We start from the raw sequence: 16,984 nt of genomic DNA, 5'->3' as shown, positions 1-16,984 counted from the left end.
AAACCTGCTTGAGCATTGCCTTCCCCCTCACAAAATTTTGCCAGGGTTCATAATGCCGAGCGGGTCCAGTGCGGCTTTGACGGCACGCATCATGTCCAGTTCGACGGCGCTCTTGTAGCGCGCCAGCTCGTCGCGCTTGAGCGCGCCAATGCCGTGCTCGGCCGAGATCGATCCCTTATAGATGGCGACGCTGTCGTGGACGATGCGGTTGACCGCCTCCTGGTGGGCCAGGAAGGCGTCGTGGCCGGTGCCCTCGGGCGGGGCGACGTTGTAGTGCAGGTTGCCATCGCCCAAGTGCCCAAAGCACACAAGCTGGCAGCCGGGAAAGGCGGCCTGCAGCGCCGCGTGGGTCTGCTCGATGAAGGCGGGAATGCTGGAGACCGGCAGCGAAATATCGTGCTTGATGTTCTTGCCGGCCGCCGCCTGGGCCAGCGGGATGTGCTCGCGCAACTTCCATAGGCCCAGCGACTGCGCACTCGACGTCGCCAGCACCGCATCGAGCGCGATGCCGGCGTCCAGCGCCGCCCCGATCGCGTTCTCGACCAGGTCGGCGGCGTGGTCTTCCGATTCGGTGCTCGACAGCTCGACCAGGGCGTACTGCGGATAGTGGGCGGCGAAGGGCCGCGGCAGGTCGGGGAACTGCGCGGCCACCAGGCGCAGGCAGAAATCCGACATCAGCTCGTAGCCGGTGAGCGAGGCGCCGCAGCGTTCCTGCATCAGCGCCAGCAGGCCCAGGGCCGCTTGCGGCGACTCCAGCGCCACCAGCGCGCTCAAGACCGCCTTTGGCTCGGGGTAGAGCTTGAGCACGGCCGCGGTGATGACGCCCAGGGTGCCTTCGCTTCCGATGAAGAGTTCGCGCAGCGCATAGCCGGTATTGTCCTTGCGCAGCCCGCGCAAGCCGTCCCATACCTGGCCCTGGGCCGTGACCACTTCCAGGCCGAGGCAGAGCTCGCGCATATTCCCGTAGCGCAGCACGGCGGTGCCGCCGGCATTGGCCGACAAATTGCCGCCGATGGTGCAGCTGCCTTCGCTGGCCAGCGACAGCGGGAACAGCATGCCGGCTTCCATGGCCGCCTGCTGGACGTCGTACAGGATGCAGCCGGCTTCCACCGTCATGGTGCGGTTAGCCGGATCGATGGCGCGGATGCAGCTTAGCCTGCGCAGCGAGAGCACGATGGCCTCGCCGCTGGCATCGGGCACGCTGCCCAGCACCAGGCCGGTGCGCCCGCCCTGCGGCACGAGGGGCACGCGTGCTTCGGCGCAGGCAGCCACGACACGTGCCACTTCGCCGGTGTCTGCAGGCAGCACGACGGCGCGGGCGCGGCCGGTAAAACGGCCGCGCCAGTCGGCCAGGTAGGGCGCCATGGCGGCCGGGTCAGTGACCAGGTGGGCTTCGCCGACGATCTCCCTCAGCGAACCCAGCAACAAATCAGTCATGCGGTACTTTGACCTTGTCGAGCAATTCCTTCGCCATGCGCTTGGCTTCCTTCTTGTACGGGTGCAGGAACAGCAGCGCGCAGGCGAAATACACCAGCACCAGGCAGACTTCGCCCAGCGCCATCATGCGCGAGGCTGCCAGGGTGTCGGCCCAGGCCCGCACCGCGCCTTCGGCGAAATAAATCAGGATGACCATCGACGACCACTGCAGCGTGTACAGGTCGCGCTTGATCACGCCGCGCAGCGGCAGCAGCAGTGGCAAGGCCTTGAGCGCGAGCAGCGACCCGCCCGGGCGTAGCGGCGCGACGAAGACTTCCCAGGCCACCAGCCAGCAGATCAGCCAGATCAGGCTGGCAATGGCCCCGGCGTGAAAGACTTTTGCGGTATCCATCATTGCATCCCGTGCAGTTTGACTGCGGCAGTGGCCAGGCGTTTCCCGAGCGCGACGGCAAGCACGCGCTCGTCTTCGGTGAGGCCTTTCTTGCCGTCGGCGCCGGCCCAGTGCGAGGCGCCGTAGGGGCTGCCGCCGCTGGCCGTATTCATCAGTTCCGGGTGCGAGTAGGGCAGGCCCATGACCAGCATGCCGTGGTGGAGCAAGGGTATCATCATCGACAGCAGGGTCGATTCCTGGCCGCCGTGCAGGCTGCCCGTCGACGTAAATACAACGGCCGGCTTGCCCGAAAGCGTGCCGTTGACCCAGTCGGCCGCGGTGCCGTCGAGAAAGTATTTAACGCTGGAAGCCATGTTGCCGAAGCGGGTAGGCGAGCCCAGCGCCAGGCCGGCGCAGTCATGCAGGTCGCTGAGCTCGACATACGGGGCGCCGTCAACCGGGATGTCGGGCGCGGTGGCCTCGGCCACGGTGGACACCGCCGGCACGGTGCGCAGGCGCGCCTCGGCGCCGGGCACGCTCTCGATGCCCTGTGCGACCAGTTCGGCCAGTTTGCGGGTGGCGCCGTGGCGCGAGTAGTACAACACGAGGATGGTCAGGTGGGTGGGCTTCATCATTGGTATTATAGGGCGCTTTGCTCAAATGACATGCCCCCGCGAGGGGAAATCGACGCCGCTTTCTACTCACCAGATGCTATCAAAAACCGTGCACTCGCTGTCGCGCTCCACTTCCGACATGTTCGCCTTCGGCGTGGACCGTGCCCGCTGGCTGACGCTTGGGGAGGCGCGCGACCTGGTGCGCTTCGCGCGGCGCCGCCTGCGCGAGGAAAAGCTGCCGCAGGTGGCGGGCAGCCTGACCTTCACCACCACGCTGGCCCTGGTGCCCTTGCTCACCATCGTGCTGGCCATCCTGACGATCTTCCCGGTCTTCGGCCAGCTGCGCAGCGCGCTCGACACCTGGTTCGTGCAAACCCTGATGCCCAAGGCGATCGCCAACACGATCAGCTACAACCTGACCCAGTTCGCCAGCAAGGCCAAGGGCCTGTCGCTGCTGGGCGCGGTGCTGCTGCTGGTGACCACGACCACCATGATGGGCATGATCGAGCGCGCCTTCAACCAGGTCTGGGGCGTGCGCCGGCCGCGGCCCTGGTCGCAGCGGGTACTGGTCTATTGGGCCCTGATCACGCTCGGGCCGATCCTGTTCGGGCTGTCGCTGAGCGCGACTTCGCAGCTGTTTACCGCCACCGGCGGGCTGGCCAGGTCGATGCCCTTGCTGGGGACGCTGTTCTATACACTGGTGTCGGTGTTGCTTACCACCGGGGCCTACACGCTGCTCTACATGGCGGTACCGAACCGCCGCGTGTTCTGGCGCGACGCGCTCTGGGGCGGGCTGGCCGCAGCTCTCGCCTTCGAGCTGGCCAAGCGCCTGTTCGCGCTCTTCATCCGCCAGTTCCCGACTTATGCCCTGATCTACGGCGCGCTGGCCGCGCTGCCGCTGTTCCTGCTGTGGATGTATATCTCGTGGCTGATCACCCTGGTCGGCGCTGTGCTGGCGGCCGCGCTGCCGGTGGTGAAATACGAGCGCTGGTGGTACCAGCCGGTGCCGGGCAGCGCGTTTGTCGATGCGATGGCGGTGCTCAAGGTGCTGCATGGCAGTTCGCAGGCGACCGGCACGGCCCTGGTGCCGAGCGCGGCGATCCGCGCGCATACGCGCATCGGCTACGAGGAGATGACGATGCTGCTGGAAAAGATGGTGGAAGCCGGCTGGGTCGGGCGGGTGCAGGACGAGTTGCCCTCCCGCTCGCGCTGGGGGATCGGCGCGCACGCCAATATCGACAGCTGGGTGCTGCTGGCCGATCCCAACGCGATCCGGCTGGCCGACGTCTATCGCCTGTTCGTATTCGATGCGGCCGGCGCGGATGGCGTCAGCCGCAACGAGCCAGCCGTGCCGGTGCCGGCCACGCCATTGGCACTCGACACGGCGGCGCTGGCGCGCCAGGTGGAAGGGGCGGTGGAGCAGGGGCTGGAGCAGACGCTGGCGCAGCACTTCGGCCGGCCGGCCTGAAGCAGGGGCTTACCAGCTCAGCTTCCCTGTCAGCATTTGCCAGTACATCACCCAGTCAGCCCGGAACGACAGCCAGGGCTGCGCGAACGAGGCCGGACGGTTCTTCTCGTAAAAGAAATGCCCGACCCAGGCGCCGCCATAGCCGCTGACCACGGCAAACAGCAGCCACCACGGGTTCAGGCTGTCGATGTACTGGGCGATCGAGGCGATCGCCGACGAGGTGCCGATGAAGTGGGCGCGGCGGCAGCGCCGGTCGGCGTGCTGGGTGAGGTAATAGGGATAGAACTCCGCAAAGCTCGCATACCGTGCCGTCATGGCGTCTCCTCCGTGCTATGTGATCGTGGCGGCGAACCCGGCCAGGGCGTCGAGCACCGCATCGGGCGCTTCGGACATCATCTGGTGGCCGGCGTCCACGCTGACGATTTTGCCATGGGCGAGGGCGCCAGTCAGCAGTTTCGTCGAGCGCGGCGGCGTCATCATGTCTTTTTTGCCGAACACAAACAGTACCGGGCACTGCACGGCCGCGGCCGCGGCTTCTCCGCCCCCGTAGCTGTTGCAGGCCGTGAAGTCGGTATGGAACAGGTGGTCGGGATTGCGTGCCGACATCCGCTGCATCAGCCGGCGCGCGCCGCCCATCACCGAAAAGCCCGGTCCCGGGCAGGACGGCTTGTGCGCGATCGAGGAATGCGACCAGATGTTGACCATGTCGATCGCCGCTTGCTCATCGCTGCGCGAGGTCTCGAGCAGGGCGCTTGATACCTTCATCGGGTAGGTCGTGCCGAGCAGAGCCAGGCCTGCGACCAGCTCCGGCGCGCGCTGGACGGCTTCGAGTGCGATCAGCGAGCCCATGCTGTGGCCGGCGAGGATCGCGCGCTGCACCCCCATCGCCTCGAGCAGGGCAAGGACCCAGTCGGCCATCGCTTCGACGCTGGTGAGAGCCGGTCCGGCGCTCCTGCCATGGCCGGGCAGGTCGACTGCCAGCACCGAGTAGCCGTGATGCGCCAGGTAGCGGCTTTGCAGCGCCCACACCGAATGGTCGTTCTGGGCGCCGTGGATGAAGACCACCGTCGTCAATGCAGGGTCGAAGGCTTTGCCGCCGGTATAGGCGTAGGCCCGGGCGCCATGGAGGTCGATCTGCACTTCAAGCTCCTTTCTGCGCAAGTTTCAGCGCGCGCTTGAGGTCTTCGATCAGGTCGTCGGCATCTTCCAGGCCCACCGACAGGCGCATCGTCCCCTCGGTAATGCCGGAGGCCGCCAATTGGTCGGCCGGGACGCGGAAGTGGGTGGTCGAGGCAGGGTGGATCACCAGCGACTTGGCATCGCCCACATTCGCCAGGTGCGAGAACACCTCCAGGCCGTCGGCGAAACGGCGGCCGGCCGCGCGGTCGCCCTTGAGATTGAAGGTGAACACGGCGCCGCAGCCTTTCGGCAGCAGGCGCCCGGCCAGCGCGTGGTCCGGGTGCGATTCCAGCTCCGGGTAGGAGACCGAGTCGACCGCCGGATGCGAGAGCAGGAATTGGACCACGCGGCGGGTATTGGCGACGTGGCGGTCCATGCGCAGGCCGAGCGTCTCGATGCCTTGCAGGATGGCGAAGGCGTTGTGCGGGCTCATGGCCGCGCCGAAGTCGCGCAGGCCTTCGCGGCGCGCGCGCAGCGCGAACGGGGCCACGGTCGATTCTTCGGCGAACACCATGCCGTGGAAGCCCTCGTAGGGCTCGCACAGTTCCGGGAAGCGGCCGCTGGCGGTGTGCGCGGCATCCCAGTCGAAGGTGCCGCCGTCGACCAGCAGGCCACCGATCGCGGTGCCGTGCCCGCACAGAAATTTGGTGGCCGAGTGGAACAGCAGGTCGGCGCCGAGGTCGAACGGGCGTTGCAGCCAGGGCGTGGTAAACGTGGCGTCGACCATCAGCGGCAGGTGGTGCTCGTGCGCCAGCGCGGCGATCGCCGGGATGTCCAGCACGTCCAGGCCCGGGTTGCCGAGCGTCTCGCCGAACAGGATTTTCGTGGTCGGGCGGATCGCGGCGCGCCAGGCGTCGAGGTCACGCGGGTCGACAAACGTGGTCTCGATGCCGAAACGGCGCAGCGTGTAGTGCAGCAGGTTGTGCGAGCCGCCGTACAGCGCGCGCGACGCAACAATGTGGCTGCCTGTGCCGGCGATGGTCGCCAGGCCCAGGTGCATCGCGGCCTGGCCGCTGGCCGTGGCGATGCCGGCCACGCCGCCCTCCAGGGCCGCGATGCGTTCTTCCAGCACCGCATTGGTCGGATTCGAGATGCGCGAATACACATGGCCGGCGCGCTCCATGTTGAACAGCGCGGCCGCATGGTCCGAATCGCGGAAGGCGAACGACGAGGTGAAATGGATCGGCGTGGCGCGTGCGCCGGTGGCCGGGTCGGGCGCGCTGCCTGCGTGCAGGGCCAGCGTATCGAAGCCGGGGTACTGGGGACCGCTCATGGGTGAACTCATCCATCAATCAAGATGGGCGGCATCGTAGCATTGTTTTAAGTTTGCGCAACGCCCCGAGGGTCCTGATTTGGTGCAATGCTGGATTTTTTGGTGGGCATCGGCTACAGTCGGCGTTATGCGTAATACAAATATTTCTGGCATTACAAACCAACCGGACGGGGTGGCCAATATGAAAGTCTCCGAGATCCTGCAGGTGAAAGGCGAAATCCTCTATACCGTCACGCCCGACATGCCGCTGGTACAGGCTGCCGCGACGATGGCGGAGAAGGATATCGGTTCGCTGGTCGTCATGGAATACGGCGACCTGGTCGGAATGCTGACCTTCCGCGAGGTGATCAAGGAGCTGCACGCCCAGGGCGGCACCATCGGCGCCGGCACCGTGCGCAAGGTGATGGACGACAGCCCGATCACCGTCACCCCCGACACCGAAGTCAACGAGGTGCGCCGCATCATGCTTGAAAAGCATGCGCGCTACCTGCCGGTGATGAATGCCCGCACCCTGCTGGGCGTGATCTCGTTCTACGACGTGGCCAAGGCGGTGCTCGAAGCGCAGCAGTTCGAGAACCGGATGCTCAAGGCGTATATCCGGGACTGGCCGGCTGAGCAGGCGGCTGAGGATTGATTTCGTAGGGCGGGGGGTACTCGACTTACGCGGCCTCGATCAAGCCCTGGTTCCCCAGCCACTCCACCAGCGCCTCCGGCGTCAAGGGCCGCGAGAACAGGAAGCCCTGCGCCAGCGGGCAGCCCAGGCTGCGCAGGATGTGGGCCTGGCGCTCGTCCTCGACCCCTTCCGCGATCACCGACAGGCCCAGGTTGCGGCCCAGCTGGATCACCATTTCGGCAATGCTGCTGCCGCGCGCCGAGCCGGTAATCTCGGTTACGAAGGTGCGGTCGATCTTGAGGCGGTCCACCTGCAGCCGCTGCAAATGCGACAGCGACGAAAAGCCCGTTCCGAAATCGTCGATCGCGATCGACACCCCGGTGCGCTTGACCTGGGCCAGCTTTTCCACCAGCAGGGCCGGTTCTTCCATCGCCATCGATTCGGTGATTTCCAGTTCCACGTATTCGGGCGGCGCGCCGGTGTCGTCCAGCGCGCGGCGCAGCATGTCGACGAAATGCGGGTGGCGGAACTGCACCTGCGAGACGTTGACCGACATCGTGAACTTGCGGTAGCCGGCCGCGCGCAGTCGAACCAGCTCTGTCAGGGCCTGGCGCAGCACCCATTCGCCGATATCCACGATCAGGCCGGAATACTCGGCGATCGGGATGAAGCGGTCCGGCCCGATCAGGCGCCCGTCCTCGGTGCGCCAGCGCAGCAGCGCTTCGGCGCCGAAGGCGGCGTTGGTGGACAGGTCGACCTGCGGCTGGTAGGCCAGGAACAATTCGCCGCGCTGGAAGCCGCTGCGCAGGGCGTGCATCATGCGCACGCGCTCGCGGATCTCGACGCCCATGCTGCGCGAAAAATAGAAGTGGCCGGCGCGCTGCTGCGACTTGGCGCGTTTCAGCGCAATGTCGGCGTCCTTGAGGGCATCGGCGCCGCTGCCGTCGTGCTCCGCCAGGCGCACCAGGCCGAGCGTAGCTGATACCTGCACGTCCTGCCCGTCGATGTGGAAGGGCTCGCGAAACAGCGCCTGGATCGACGCCGGCTGCACGCTGGCGGCGTTGCCCAGCACGCAGAAGATGTCGCCGCCGATGCGCGCCACCTGCAGGCCCGGATTGACGTCGGAGCCGAGGCGCGAGGTGAGGCGCTTGCCGACGGCGGCGAGCAGCAGGTCGCCGAAATGGTGGCCGAGCGCGTCGTTGGTCTCGGCAAAATGGTCGAGGTCCACCAGCGCCAGCGTGACCGCATCGCGTCCGGCGCCGGCGAGGAGTGCATCGAGCAGTTCGACCGCGCGGGTACGGTTGGGCAGGCCGGTGAGCTGGTCGCGGAAGGCGGCCTGGTTCAGGTGGGTGACCAGTTCGACGTTTTCGAGGCCGACCGCAACCACGCTGGCGAAGACCCCCAGCAGGCGGCGCTCGATGTCGCCGAGCGTGCGGCCGGATGGAATGCAGGCGGCGAAATCGCGGCCTTCCTTGCCGGAGAAATGCAGGGTCAGCCAGCCGTCGGTGTCGATGGCGCGGCGCTCGTGCAGGGTGCGCGCGGCGGCGGCCGCCAGGGCCGGGTCGCGCTGCGCGCTCAGTTCCCCGCCTTCGAGAGGGCTCTGTTCGCCGGCCGCCGCCACCACGCGCAGCACGTCCGGCCGTGCGCGGCCGGTCTCGCGCACGCACAGCACGCCCCCTAGCGGCTGGCCCAGCAGGGTCGCCGCTTGCTGCAACACACCCTGGCCCACGTCGCGCACGCCGTGCAGGGCCATGAGCTGGGTGCCGGCCGACAGGATGTGCTCGAGACCGGCGCTGCTGGCCTGGATGGCGCGCAGCTGCTGGTAGGAGCGCACGGCGGCCGCCACCGCGGTGTAGAGCTTGGTGCGGGTCAGTTCGGACTTGGTGCGGTAATCGTTGATATCGTAGCCGCGGATCGCTTCGAGTTCCGGCGCATAGCCGGGCTGGCCGGTGCGCAGGATGATGCGCACCTCGTGCATGCCCAGCACTTCGCGGATCTGGCGCACCAGCTGCAGGCCGGCGTCGGGGCGTTCCATCACCACGTCGAGCAGCACCACGGCAATCCCGGCTTCGCGCTCGAGCACGGCGCGCGCCTCGAACGCGGTATACGCATGCAGGAATTCCAGCGGGCGGCCCTGCATCTCGACGTTCTTCAGCGCGAACAGCGTGGTCGAATGCACGTCGGCGTCGTCGTCCACGATCAGGATCCGCCAGGTCGGCAGCTGTAGCGCCTCGCCGGGTAATGCTGCGCCGGTCTGGAACGGGCCGGCGGCATGGGGCGCGGGCGTTTCATCGACGAAGACCAGGGTCTCGTCGTCTCGCGCATCGGTCTGGTTGCCTGGTGGCGTCATCGAGGCAGGCATGTGCTACGTCTCCAGTTGAGCTGGGCTTTGATACTCCCCAGTATATATGCAATTGCCAATACAAAACCCCCAAGCGCTGCCTTAAGCATAAAATATGTATCCTCTCGGCAACTGTTTGATGGAATATCTGGCATATACGCCACAGGTCCTTCGCCGATCGCCCGATGGCGGGACTGGTAGAATGCCAATTCCACTATTTTGCATGCAGAGCGATCCATGTCCGGCAACTCCTTTGGCAAGCTGTTTTCCGTCACCACCTTCGGCGAGTCGCACGGTCCGGCCATCGGCTGCGTCATCGATGGCTGCCCGCCCGGCATGGCCCTGAGCGAAGCCGACATCCAGCCAGATCTCGACCGCCGCAAGCCCGGCACCTCGCGCCATGTGACGCAGCGCCAGGAAGCGGACCGGGTCCAGATCCTGTCCGGTGTGTACCAGGGCGTCACCACCGGCACTCCGATCGCGCTCCTGATTCCCAACGAAGACCAGCGCAGCAAGGACTACGGCAACATCGTCGAGACCTTCCGCCCGGGCCACGCCGACTACACCTACTGGCACAAGTACGGCGTGCGCGATCCGCGCGGCGGCGGGCGCTCGTCGGCGCGCCTGACCGCGCCCGTCGTCGGGGCCGGGGCGGTGGCCAAAAAGTGGCTGCGCGAGCAGCACGGAACCGAATTCTTCGGCTGCATGCGGCAGCTGGGCAGCATCGATGTGCCGTTCCAGTCCTTCGAGCACGTGCATGCCAATCCCTTCTTTGCGGCCACCGCCGATGCGGATCTCCTGGAGCGCATGGAAGCGGCGATGGACGAGTTGCGCCGCGCGGGCGACTCGATCGGCGCGCGCATCGACGTGGTGGCGCGCGGCGTGCCGGTGGGCTGGGGCCAGCCGATCTACGACAAGCTCGATGCCGACATTGCCTACGCGATGATGGGGATTAATGCGGTCAAGGGCGTGGAGATCGGCGCCGGCTTCGCCTGCGTTGCGCAGAAGGGCTCCGAGCACGGGGACGAACTGACACCGGAAGGCTTCGTAGGGAACAATGCAGGCGGCGTGCTGGGCGGGATTTCGAGCGGCCAGGACATCACCGTCTCGATCGCGATCAAGCCGACGTCCTCGATCCGCACCCCGCGCCGATCGATCGACAAGGACGGCAATCCGGTAATGGTCGAAACCTTCGGTCGCCACGACCCCTGCGTGGGGATCCGGGCCACGCCGATCGCCGAGGCCATGCTGGCCCTGGTGTTGATCGACCACGCGCTGATGCACCGGGCGCAGTGCGGGGACGTGAAGGTGGGAACGCCGAAGCTGGGGTGAGATGCTGCAGACAGTAGCGTATGACGTGGCGTCGTCCAGTCTGCGCCACCGAAGTCGGCACCTTTGAACACCACGGCACTTTATCAACGTCGTCCCCGCGCAGGCGGGGAACGATGCCATTGGCATCGTTCCCCCAAGTTTGCCGCATCCCGTCAGCGCGGCGCGGATGCGTTCGCAACGACTCGTCGAAATCGGGTTTCCGCCTTCGCGGGAACGACGGTTTAGAGGGCAGTGGCCCGAACTAATCTGCGACCGCGAAGCTGTTGATGTCCGCTCGTACAGGCGTCCGGCCGCAGGCCGCGGCCATGCTCACGCCCGCGTCGCCACCGCTTCCGGCTGGTGCCGCCGCTCGACGGTGCGCACCACCAGCCCGCGCAAGTCGTTCAGCAGCGAGAATTCCGTCTGGCTCAGCGCCACCGACGGGAAGCTGCCGTCCCACTCGCCATAGATGAAGCCGGCCGGCTGCCCGTGGGCGCACAGCGGGATCACGACGAAGCACCTGGCCTCGCCCAGTGTGCCTTTCCACCAGCCCGGCAGCTTGGCCGCGAAGCGTTCGTCCTGCGCGTTCTCGATGAAGATCACGCGGTCGTTTCCGAGCGCGGCGTGGAAGACGTCCGGCTCGTAGGCCTCGTCGAACACCAGGTTCGGCAGCAGTGCCATGCTGCCTTCGCCGAGGCCCAGTCGGGCCGCATACCTGGCTTCGCGGCGGTTGCGCAGGAAGGCAAACGAGCGCGTAAACGACAGGCCCTTGTGCATGGTTTCCAGCGCCATCGACATCATCTGGCCCGGGGTCGCGGCCAGGCCGGCGTCGCGCATGTCGGCCACGCCGCTCATCAATACCTTGTTGCCGGCCGTGCGGCTGCGGTTTGCGGCCACCTGCTGCTCGCGTTTTTCCTGTGGCTTGGCCAGCGGTGCAATCGACAGGTCGGCCGCGGCGGTTTCGCGCGCCTTGTCGATGGCGCCGAGCAGGCTGGCAGCTTCCACGCCCAGCATCGGCGCGAAGCTCGCGGCCAGTTCGGCAACGCGGGCGGCGCCCGTGTCGTCGTCGTGCCAGAGCGCCTCTGCGGCCTGGGTCGACATGGTGCCCAGCGCCGCCAGCCAGTCGTCGTGGCCGAAGCCGTCGAAGCGCTCGCTCGGCTCGACCCGGCGCATGCCGGCGACCAGGTTGCGCGGCAGGCCCCAGTGCTCGGCGGTGGCGCGCCCGATCGCCTCCAGCGACAGGCCCAGGTGCGTCTCGGCCGCCGCTTCCTCGCGGCCGGCGCCCGCGCTCTCGCGCATCTGGCTCCAGCGCTCGGGCATATAGAAGGTGATCATCATGCGGCCCAGCGAATGCAGGATCGAGCACACCACGGCTTCTTCCGGGTCGCGCGAGACGGCGCTGGCGGCCACCTGCTGCGCCACCATCCCGGCCAGTACCGCTTTTTCCATCTCGATGTGGGCGTTCTCGGTGTTCGGCGTGGATTTGGACAGTTCCTCGATCAGCTTCAGTCCCAGTGCCAGGTGGCCGATGGCCTCGGTGCCGAGCACCAGCACCGCTTTCGAGACAGTGTTGATGCGCTGGCCGAAGGCCGAGTACATGCCGCTGTTGGCAAGGCGTAGCACCTTTTGCGTCAGGACCGGGTCGGACAGCACCGTCTGGGTCATCGAGAACTCGCGCTCATCCTCGCCGCGCATGGAGGCGAGGATGGCATTGATGGCCTTGGTGAAGCCCGGCATGTCGCCCTGCCGGCGGATGCGTTCCCACAGCAGGGAGAGGGTGGCTTCGGCCCGCGGCGGGCGATTGGTATCGCGAGTTGTCGTCATGGTGTGCCCGTCCGTTTGTCGGCCGGCAGTAATTCGGTATAGAGATTCTCTTTCAGGGCGGCCATCGCCACATGCGCCGGCATCGGCTTGCCGGTCAGGTAGCCCTGCACGTAGTGGCAGCCCAGGTTGTCGAGCCAGGCCAGCTGCTCTTCGGTCTCGACGCCTTCCGCGACCACCGACAGGTCGAGGTGCCTGGCGATGTCGAGTACCGCGCTGCAGATCGCCCCATCCTTGTCGGCATGCGGCAGGTCCTTCACGAAGGCGCGGTCGATCTTCAGCACCGAGATCGGGAAGCGTTTGAGGTAGGCGAGCGACGAATAGCCGGTGCCGAAGTCGTCGATCGCGATGCGCGCGCCGCGCTCGGCCATCTTGCCGAGCACCGCTTCGGCGTGCACCGGGTCGACCATCAGCGTGCCTTCGGTAATCTCGAGCACCAGCTTGCGGCCCGGCGTGCTGGAAAGCGCGAGCGCGTCGTCGAGCACCGTCAGGAATTTGTCGCTCCTGAACTGACGCGGGCTGATGTTGACCGAGATGTACAGCTCGCGGCCGGCCACTTCCTCGAACTGGCGGATCTGCATGCAGGCGGCCTTCAGGGCCCAGCCCCCGAGCAGGTTGATGAGGCCATTGGTTTCGGCTATCGGAATGAAGCGGCTTGGGGGCACCATGCCCAGGGTCGGGTGCTTCCAGCGCATCAGGGTCTCGAAGCCCTCGATGGTGCGGCTGCGCGCGTCGACGATCGGCTGGTAGTACAGCTGGAATTCGCCTTCGCGCACCGCATTGAACATCGCCGCCTCGAGCGAGATGTCGTGCTCGGGTGGTCCCTGGTCGCTCGGGCTATAGGTGACGGCCCTGGCCTTGCCGGTTTCCTTGGCGCGCGACATGGCGGTATCGGCCAGCGTCACCAGCCGCACTTCGTCCTCGGCATGCTCCGGATAGGTGGCGACCCCGATCGAGCCCGCCAGGTAGATCGTGTGGCCGTCGATCTCGAAGGGCGACTGCAAGGTGGCCATCAGGCGCCCGGTGACCAGCTTGATCTGGGCTTCGCCGGCGGTGCCCGGCAAGACCGCGACGAATTCGTCGCCGCCGACCCGCGCCAGGGTATCGCTGTCGCGCAGGGTGCGGCGCAGGCGGCTGGCGGCCATGCGCAGCACCGCGTCGCCGACGCCGTGCCCGAGGCCGTCGTTAACCTTCTTGAAGCCGTCCAGGCCGATGGTGGCAACCGAAAAACCCTGGCCCGAGCGGCGCGCATTGGCGATCACCATGCGGATGCGGTCCGACAGCAGCACCCGGTTGGGCAGCTCGGTGAGAGCGTCGTGGGTCGCCATGTGGCGCAGGCGTTCTTCGGTCGCGTGCTGGGCCGACATGTCGCGGCCCACCACCAGCAGCGGCGCATCGTCGCCGCTCGGGATCAGTGCGATGCGCAGTTCGAACCAGAGATCGCGCTCGCCGCAGAGAAAGCGCGCCTCTACCACCTCCGGCGCGCCGCTGGTCCCGGCGCTGGCCAGGGCGTCGCGCAGCGCCGCCTGGTCGACGTCATGTACCAGCGACACCAGCGAACCGCTGCCCGAATCGACGCCGGCGAAGGTGCGCGCGCGGCGGCTCGCGGCGCGCAGCTGACCCTCGAGCGTGACGCGGAATACGGCGTCGCCGGCCGCTTCCAGCAAGCTGTCGAGCAAGCCCGGCGCCGGGCGGCGCGGATCTGGCGAGTGTGGCTGGTTAGCAGCGATCGAACTGGTGTGCATTCTCGGGGTTCTGCCTTGGGTTCTGCCTACTTGTTGCCGGCCGGGACATCCTTGCGCGCCTTGCGCCAGCCTTGTGTAAACCATGCAAGTCTATCAAACCAACAGCAACTGGTGCATTGAAAGATTCCAAAAGGCACTAAATAACACAATGGCCTGCCATGCCCGGTCGATCCTTGCGCTGGCGCAGCCGCTTGTGTTGATGTGTCCTTTGCGCTAGCGTACTTGTTGCGTAGTTGTTGCATAGACAAGCATACTGGCATTCGCCATTGTCGCCGATCCTTGCAAGAAAGCAAATTATTGGCTACAAGGGCATGCTGTTCTGATGCTGAGTTGCAACATCATTCCACGAGAGGGGCGAGAAATGAGTGCTTTCGATACCCACGAGGTTCTGAACCAGGCCGCAGCCTTCGCGGACGTCAACTTGTTCGGCTGCGACCCGGCGCTGCGCGAGGCGCTCGAGCGCGAAGGCGCCGGGTGGGCCGCGCCGCGGCTCGAGGCACTCGGCGCCACGCTCGGCCGCGCCGACATCCTCGACCTGGCGCGCCAGGCCAATGCTTCGGGGCCGCGCCTGATCAACTTCGACCGCGCCGGCCGACGGGTCGACGAGATCGAATTCCATCCATCCTGGCACACCCTGATGGCCATGATGATCGGGGCCGGCGCCCATTCCAGCCCGTGGCAGGACCCGCGCCCCGGCGCCCACGTGGCGCGCGCGGCCCAGTACCTGCTGTTCGGCCAGGTCGAGAACGGCGCCCAGTGCCCGGTGACGATGACCTTTGCTTCGGTGCCCGCGCTGCGCCGCCACCCGGTCCTGGGCGCGGAATGGTTGCCCAAGGTACTGTCGAACGAATACGACCCGCGCTCGCTCCCGGTCGCGCAAAAGCGCGGGGCCCTGATCGGCATGGGCATGACCGAGAAGCAGGGCGGCAGCGACGTGCGCGCCAACACCACCCGCGCCAGCGCGATGCTGCCGTCGGAAGCGAACGGGCGCTTCGGCGCGGCGGGCCAGGGCTCCTACCTTATCGTCGGCCACAAATGGTTCTTCTCGGTGCCGCAGTCGGACGCGCACCTGATCCTGGCCCAGCTGGACGAAGGCGGCAGCAGCGGGCTGTCCTGCTTCTTCGTGCCGCGGTACCTGCCCGACGGCAGCCGCAATGCGATCCGCGTGCAGCGTCTGAAGGACAAGCTGGGCAACCGCTCCAACGCCTCGTCGGAAGTGGAGTTTCAGGATGCGGTGGGCTGGATGATCGGCGCGCCGGGGCGGGGCATCCCGACCATCCTCGAGATGGGCGGTTACACCCGGCTCGATTGCGTGCTGGGCAGCGCCGCCATCATGCGCGCGGCGCTGTGCCACGCCCTGCACCACGCGCGCGGCCGCAGCGCCTTCGGGCGGGTGTTGGCCGAGCAGCCCTTGATGCAGAACGTGCTGGCCGACCTCGCGCTCGAATCCGAAGCGGCAACCGCGTTCGCGCTGCGCCTGGCGCGCTGCTTCGACGCAGGCGACGACCCGGTTCAAGCGCTGCTGGGGCGCATCCTGACCGCGGCCGGAAAATACTGGATCTGCAAGCGCGGACCGGCATTTGGTGCCGAGGCGATGGAGGTCATGGGCGGCAACGGCTATGTCGAGGATGGCCCCCTCGCGCGCCTGTACCGCGAGTTTCCCGTCAACTCGATCTGGGAGGGTTCGGGCAACGTGATGTGCCTGGACCTGCTGCGCGCGCTCGGCAAGTCACTGACGGAGGCGCAAGCGGCCCTGGCGGGGGAGCTTGAACCGGCGTATGGCCTGGACGCGCGCTTCGCCGATTTCGCCACGCGCCTGCTCGACGACCTGCCGGTGCTGGTACAGGAGGAGGGCGGCGCCCGCCTGCTGGCCGAGCGCATCGTCCTGGGGGTGCAGGGTGCGCTGCTGCTGCGCCATGCCCCTGGCTTCGTTTCGAGCGCGTTTGTCGCGTCGCGCATCGCTGTGGCGCCGGGCGGCGCTTTCGGGCGGCTGCCGGCGCCCTGCGATTGCGCGGCGATCCTGGCGCGGGCGCTGGTGACCTAGGATTCGACGGCAGCTTCAGCTTTCTTGTCGAAATGTGCAGAAAAAAAGGACAAACCGGCGCTTGGCTGGGATAATGCCGGTCTACCGCACCACACCCATTCCGTTGATACCGACCATGAAACAAGATCCGCGTTTCCCCAACCTCTACATCCTGAACCACCCGCTCATCCAGCACAAGCTGTCGCACATGCGCGAGCACGACACCTCGACGCGTACTTTCCGCGAGCTGCTGCGGGAGATCACGCTGCTGATGGGGTATGAGATCACGCGCGACCTGCCGCTGACCACGCGCCCGGTGCGGACCCCGCTGGTGACCATCGACGCGCCTGTGATCGCGGGAAAGAAGCTGGCCATCGTGCCGATCCTGCGTGCCGGTATCGGCATGAGCGACGGCCTGCTGGAACTGGTGCCGTCGGCGCGCGTCGGCCACATCGGCGTCTACCGCGACCCGGACACCCACGAGCCGGTCGAATACCTGGTGCGCCTGCCGGACACCAACGAGCGCACCTTCATTCTGTGCGACCCGATGGTCGCCACCGGCAATTCGGCGGTGCACGCCGTCGACGTGCTGAAAAAGCGTGGCGTTCCGAGCGAGCAGATCATGTTCCTGGCCCTGGTGGCCGCGCCGGAAGGCATCGAGATGTTCCAGAAGTCGCACCCGGACGTGAAGGTCTACGTGGCCTCGCTCGACTCGCACCTGAACGCCGACGCCTATATCGTGCCGGGCCTGGGCGATGCGGGCGACCGCATCTTCGGCACCAAGTAAGC

Annotated in this window: 14 protein-coding genes; 5 read left to right on the top strand and 9 right to left on the bottom strand. The window is 66.9% G+C overall.

All coding sequences use genetic code 11. The features are described 5' to 3' along the window. Positions 1–27: 27 nt before the first annotated feature. Genes AC56K1_RS16360 through wrbA form a run of 3 tightly spaced genes read right to left on the bottom strand, consistent with a single transcriptional unit; the run spans position 28 to position 2,442 of the window. Complete coding sequence (locus AC56K1_RS16360) at positions 28–1,437, bottom strand: FAD-binding oxidoreductase (protein ID WP_497158852.1); 1,410 nt, start codon at positions 1,435–1,437, stop codon at positions 28–30. After that, complete coding sequence (locus AC56K1_RS16355; protein ID WP_497158851.1) at positions 1,430–1,831, bottom strand: DUF2069 domain-containing protein; 402 nt, start codon at positions 1,829–1,831, stop codon at positions 1,430–1,432. The genes AC56K1_RS16360 and AC56K1_RS16355 overlap by 8 nt, the downstream gene beginning before the upstream one ends. Next, positions 1,828–2,442, bottom strand: a complete 615-nt coding sequence (gene wrbA / locus AC56K1_RS16350) for an NAD(P)H:quinone oxidoreductase (protein WP_497158850.1) — start codon at positions 2,440–2,442, stop codon at positions 1,828–1,830. The genes AC56K1_RS16355 and wrbA overlap by 4 nt, the downstream gene beginning before the upstream one ends. A gap of 73 nt (positions 2,443–2,515) precedes the next feature. Between wrbA and AC56K1_RS16345 the strand changes: the two genes are divergently transcribed. Further along, positions 2,516–3,889, top strand: coding sequence for a YihY family inner membrane protein (locus AC56K1_RS16345; protein WP_497158849.1), 1,374 nt, complete (start codon positions 2,516–2,518; stop codon positions 3,887–3,889). 9 nt (positions 3,890–3,898) lie between these two features. On the opposite strand, the gene AC56K1_RS16340 is transcribed toward AC56K1_RS16345, so the two are convergent. From AC56K1_RS16340 to AC56K1_RS16330, 3 genes are read right to left on the bottom strand one after another with little or no spacing between them, the layout of a single operon-like run. Further along, the gene (locus tag AC56K1_RS16340) at positions 3,899–4,204 is read right to left on the bottom strand and encodes an Mpo1-like protein (RefSeq protein ID WP_497158848.1); all 306 of its coding nucleotides are present in this window, start codon (positions 4,202–4,204) and stop codon (positions 3,899–3,901) included. A gap of 15 nt (positions 4,205–4,219) precedes the next feature. Beyond that, positions 4,220–5,029, bottom strand: a complete 810-nt coding sequence (locus AC56K1_RS16335; RefSeq protein WP_497158847.1) for an alpha/beta fold hydrolase — start codon at positions 5,027–5,029, stop codon at positions 4,220–4,222. Position 5,030: 1 nt separating this feature from the next. Next, positions 5,031–6,341, bottom strand: a complete 1,311-nt coding sequence (locus tag AC56K1_RS16330) for an O-acetylhomoserine aminocarboxypropyltransferase (protein WP_497158846.1) — start codon at positions 6,339–6,341, stop codon at positions 5,031–5,033. Between the two features lie 181 nt (positions 6,342–6,522). On the opposite strand from AC56K1_RS16330, the gene AC56K1_RS16325 reads away from it, so the two are divergent. Further along, positions 6,523–6,975, top strand: coding sequence for a CBS domain-containing protein (locus AC56K1_RS16325; RefSeq protein WP_497158845.1), 453 nt, complete (start codon positions 6,523–6,525; stop codon positions 6,973–6,975). Positions 6,976–7,000: 25 nt separating this feature from the next. Here AC56K1_RS16325 and AC56K1_RS16320 read toward each other — a convergent pair whose 3' ends face one another. Beyond that, positions 7,001–9,316 (bottom strand): GGDEF/EAL domain-containing response regulator, encoded by a 2,316-nt coding sequence (locus AC56K1_RS16320; RefSeq protein ID WP_497158844.1) that lies wholly within the window; start codon positions 9,314–9,316, stop codon positions 7,001–7,003. 216 nt (positions 9,317–9,532) lie between these two features. Between AC56K1_RS16320 and aroC the strand changes: the two genes are divergently transcribed. Beyond that, positions 9,533–10,627, top strand: coding sequence for a chorismate synthase (aroC, locus tag AC56K1_RS16315; RefSeq protein WP_497158843.1), 1,095 nt, complete (start codon positions 9,533–9,535; stop codon positions 10,625–10,627). A 309-nt stretch (positions 10,628–10,936) separates the two neighbouring features. On the opposite strand, the gene AC56K1_RS16310 is transcribed toward aroC, so the two are convergent. Beyond that, complete coding sequence (locus AC56K1_RS16310) at positions 10,937–12,430, bottom strand: HDOD domain-containing protein (protein ID WP_497158842.1); 1,494 nt, start codon at positions 12,428–12,430, stop codon at positions 10,937–10,939. Continuing rightward, entirely contained in the window at positions 12,427–14,172 is a 1,746-nt protein-coding gene (locus AC56K1_RS16305) for a putative bifunctional diguanylate cyclase/phosphodiesterase (protein WP_497158841.1), read from the bottom strand. Before AC56K1_RS16305 ends, AC56K1_RS16310 begins: the two co-directional genes overlap by 4 nt. Positions 14,173–14,533: 361 nt before the next feature. On the opposite strand from AC56K1_RS16305, the gene AC56K1_RS16300 reads away from it, so the two are divergent. Both AC56K1_RS16300 and upp read left to right on the top strand, forming a co-directional pair. Further along, on the top strand, positions 14,534–16,216 hold the full coding sequence (locus AC56K1_RS16300) for an isovaleryl-CoA dehydrogenase (protein WP_497158840.1): 1,683 nt from the start codon (positions 14,534–14,536) through the stop codon (positions 16,214–16,216). 115 nt (positions 16,217–16,331) lie between these two features. Next, complete coding sequence (gene upp / locus AC56K1_RS16295) at positions 16,332–16,982, top strand: uracil phosphoribosyltransferase (protein ID WP_497158839.1); 651 nt, start codon at positions 16,332–16,334, stop codon at positions 16,980–16,982. Positions 16,983–16,984 lie beyond the last annotated feature (2 nt).

It is taken from the genome of Telluria sp. ZB4P37, assembly GCF_059685855.1.
This window is presented reverse-complemented; position numbering and strand designations above follow the sequence as displayed.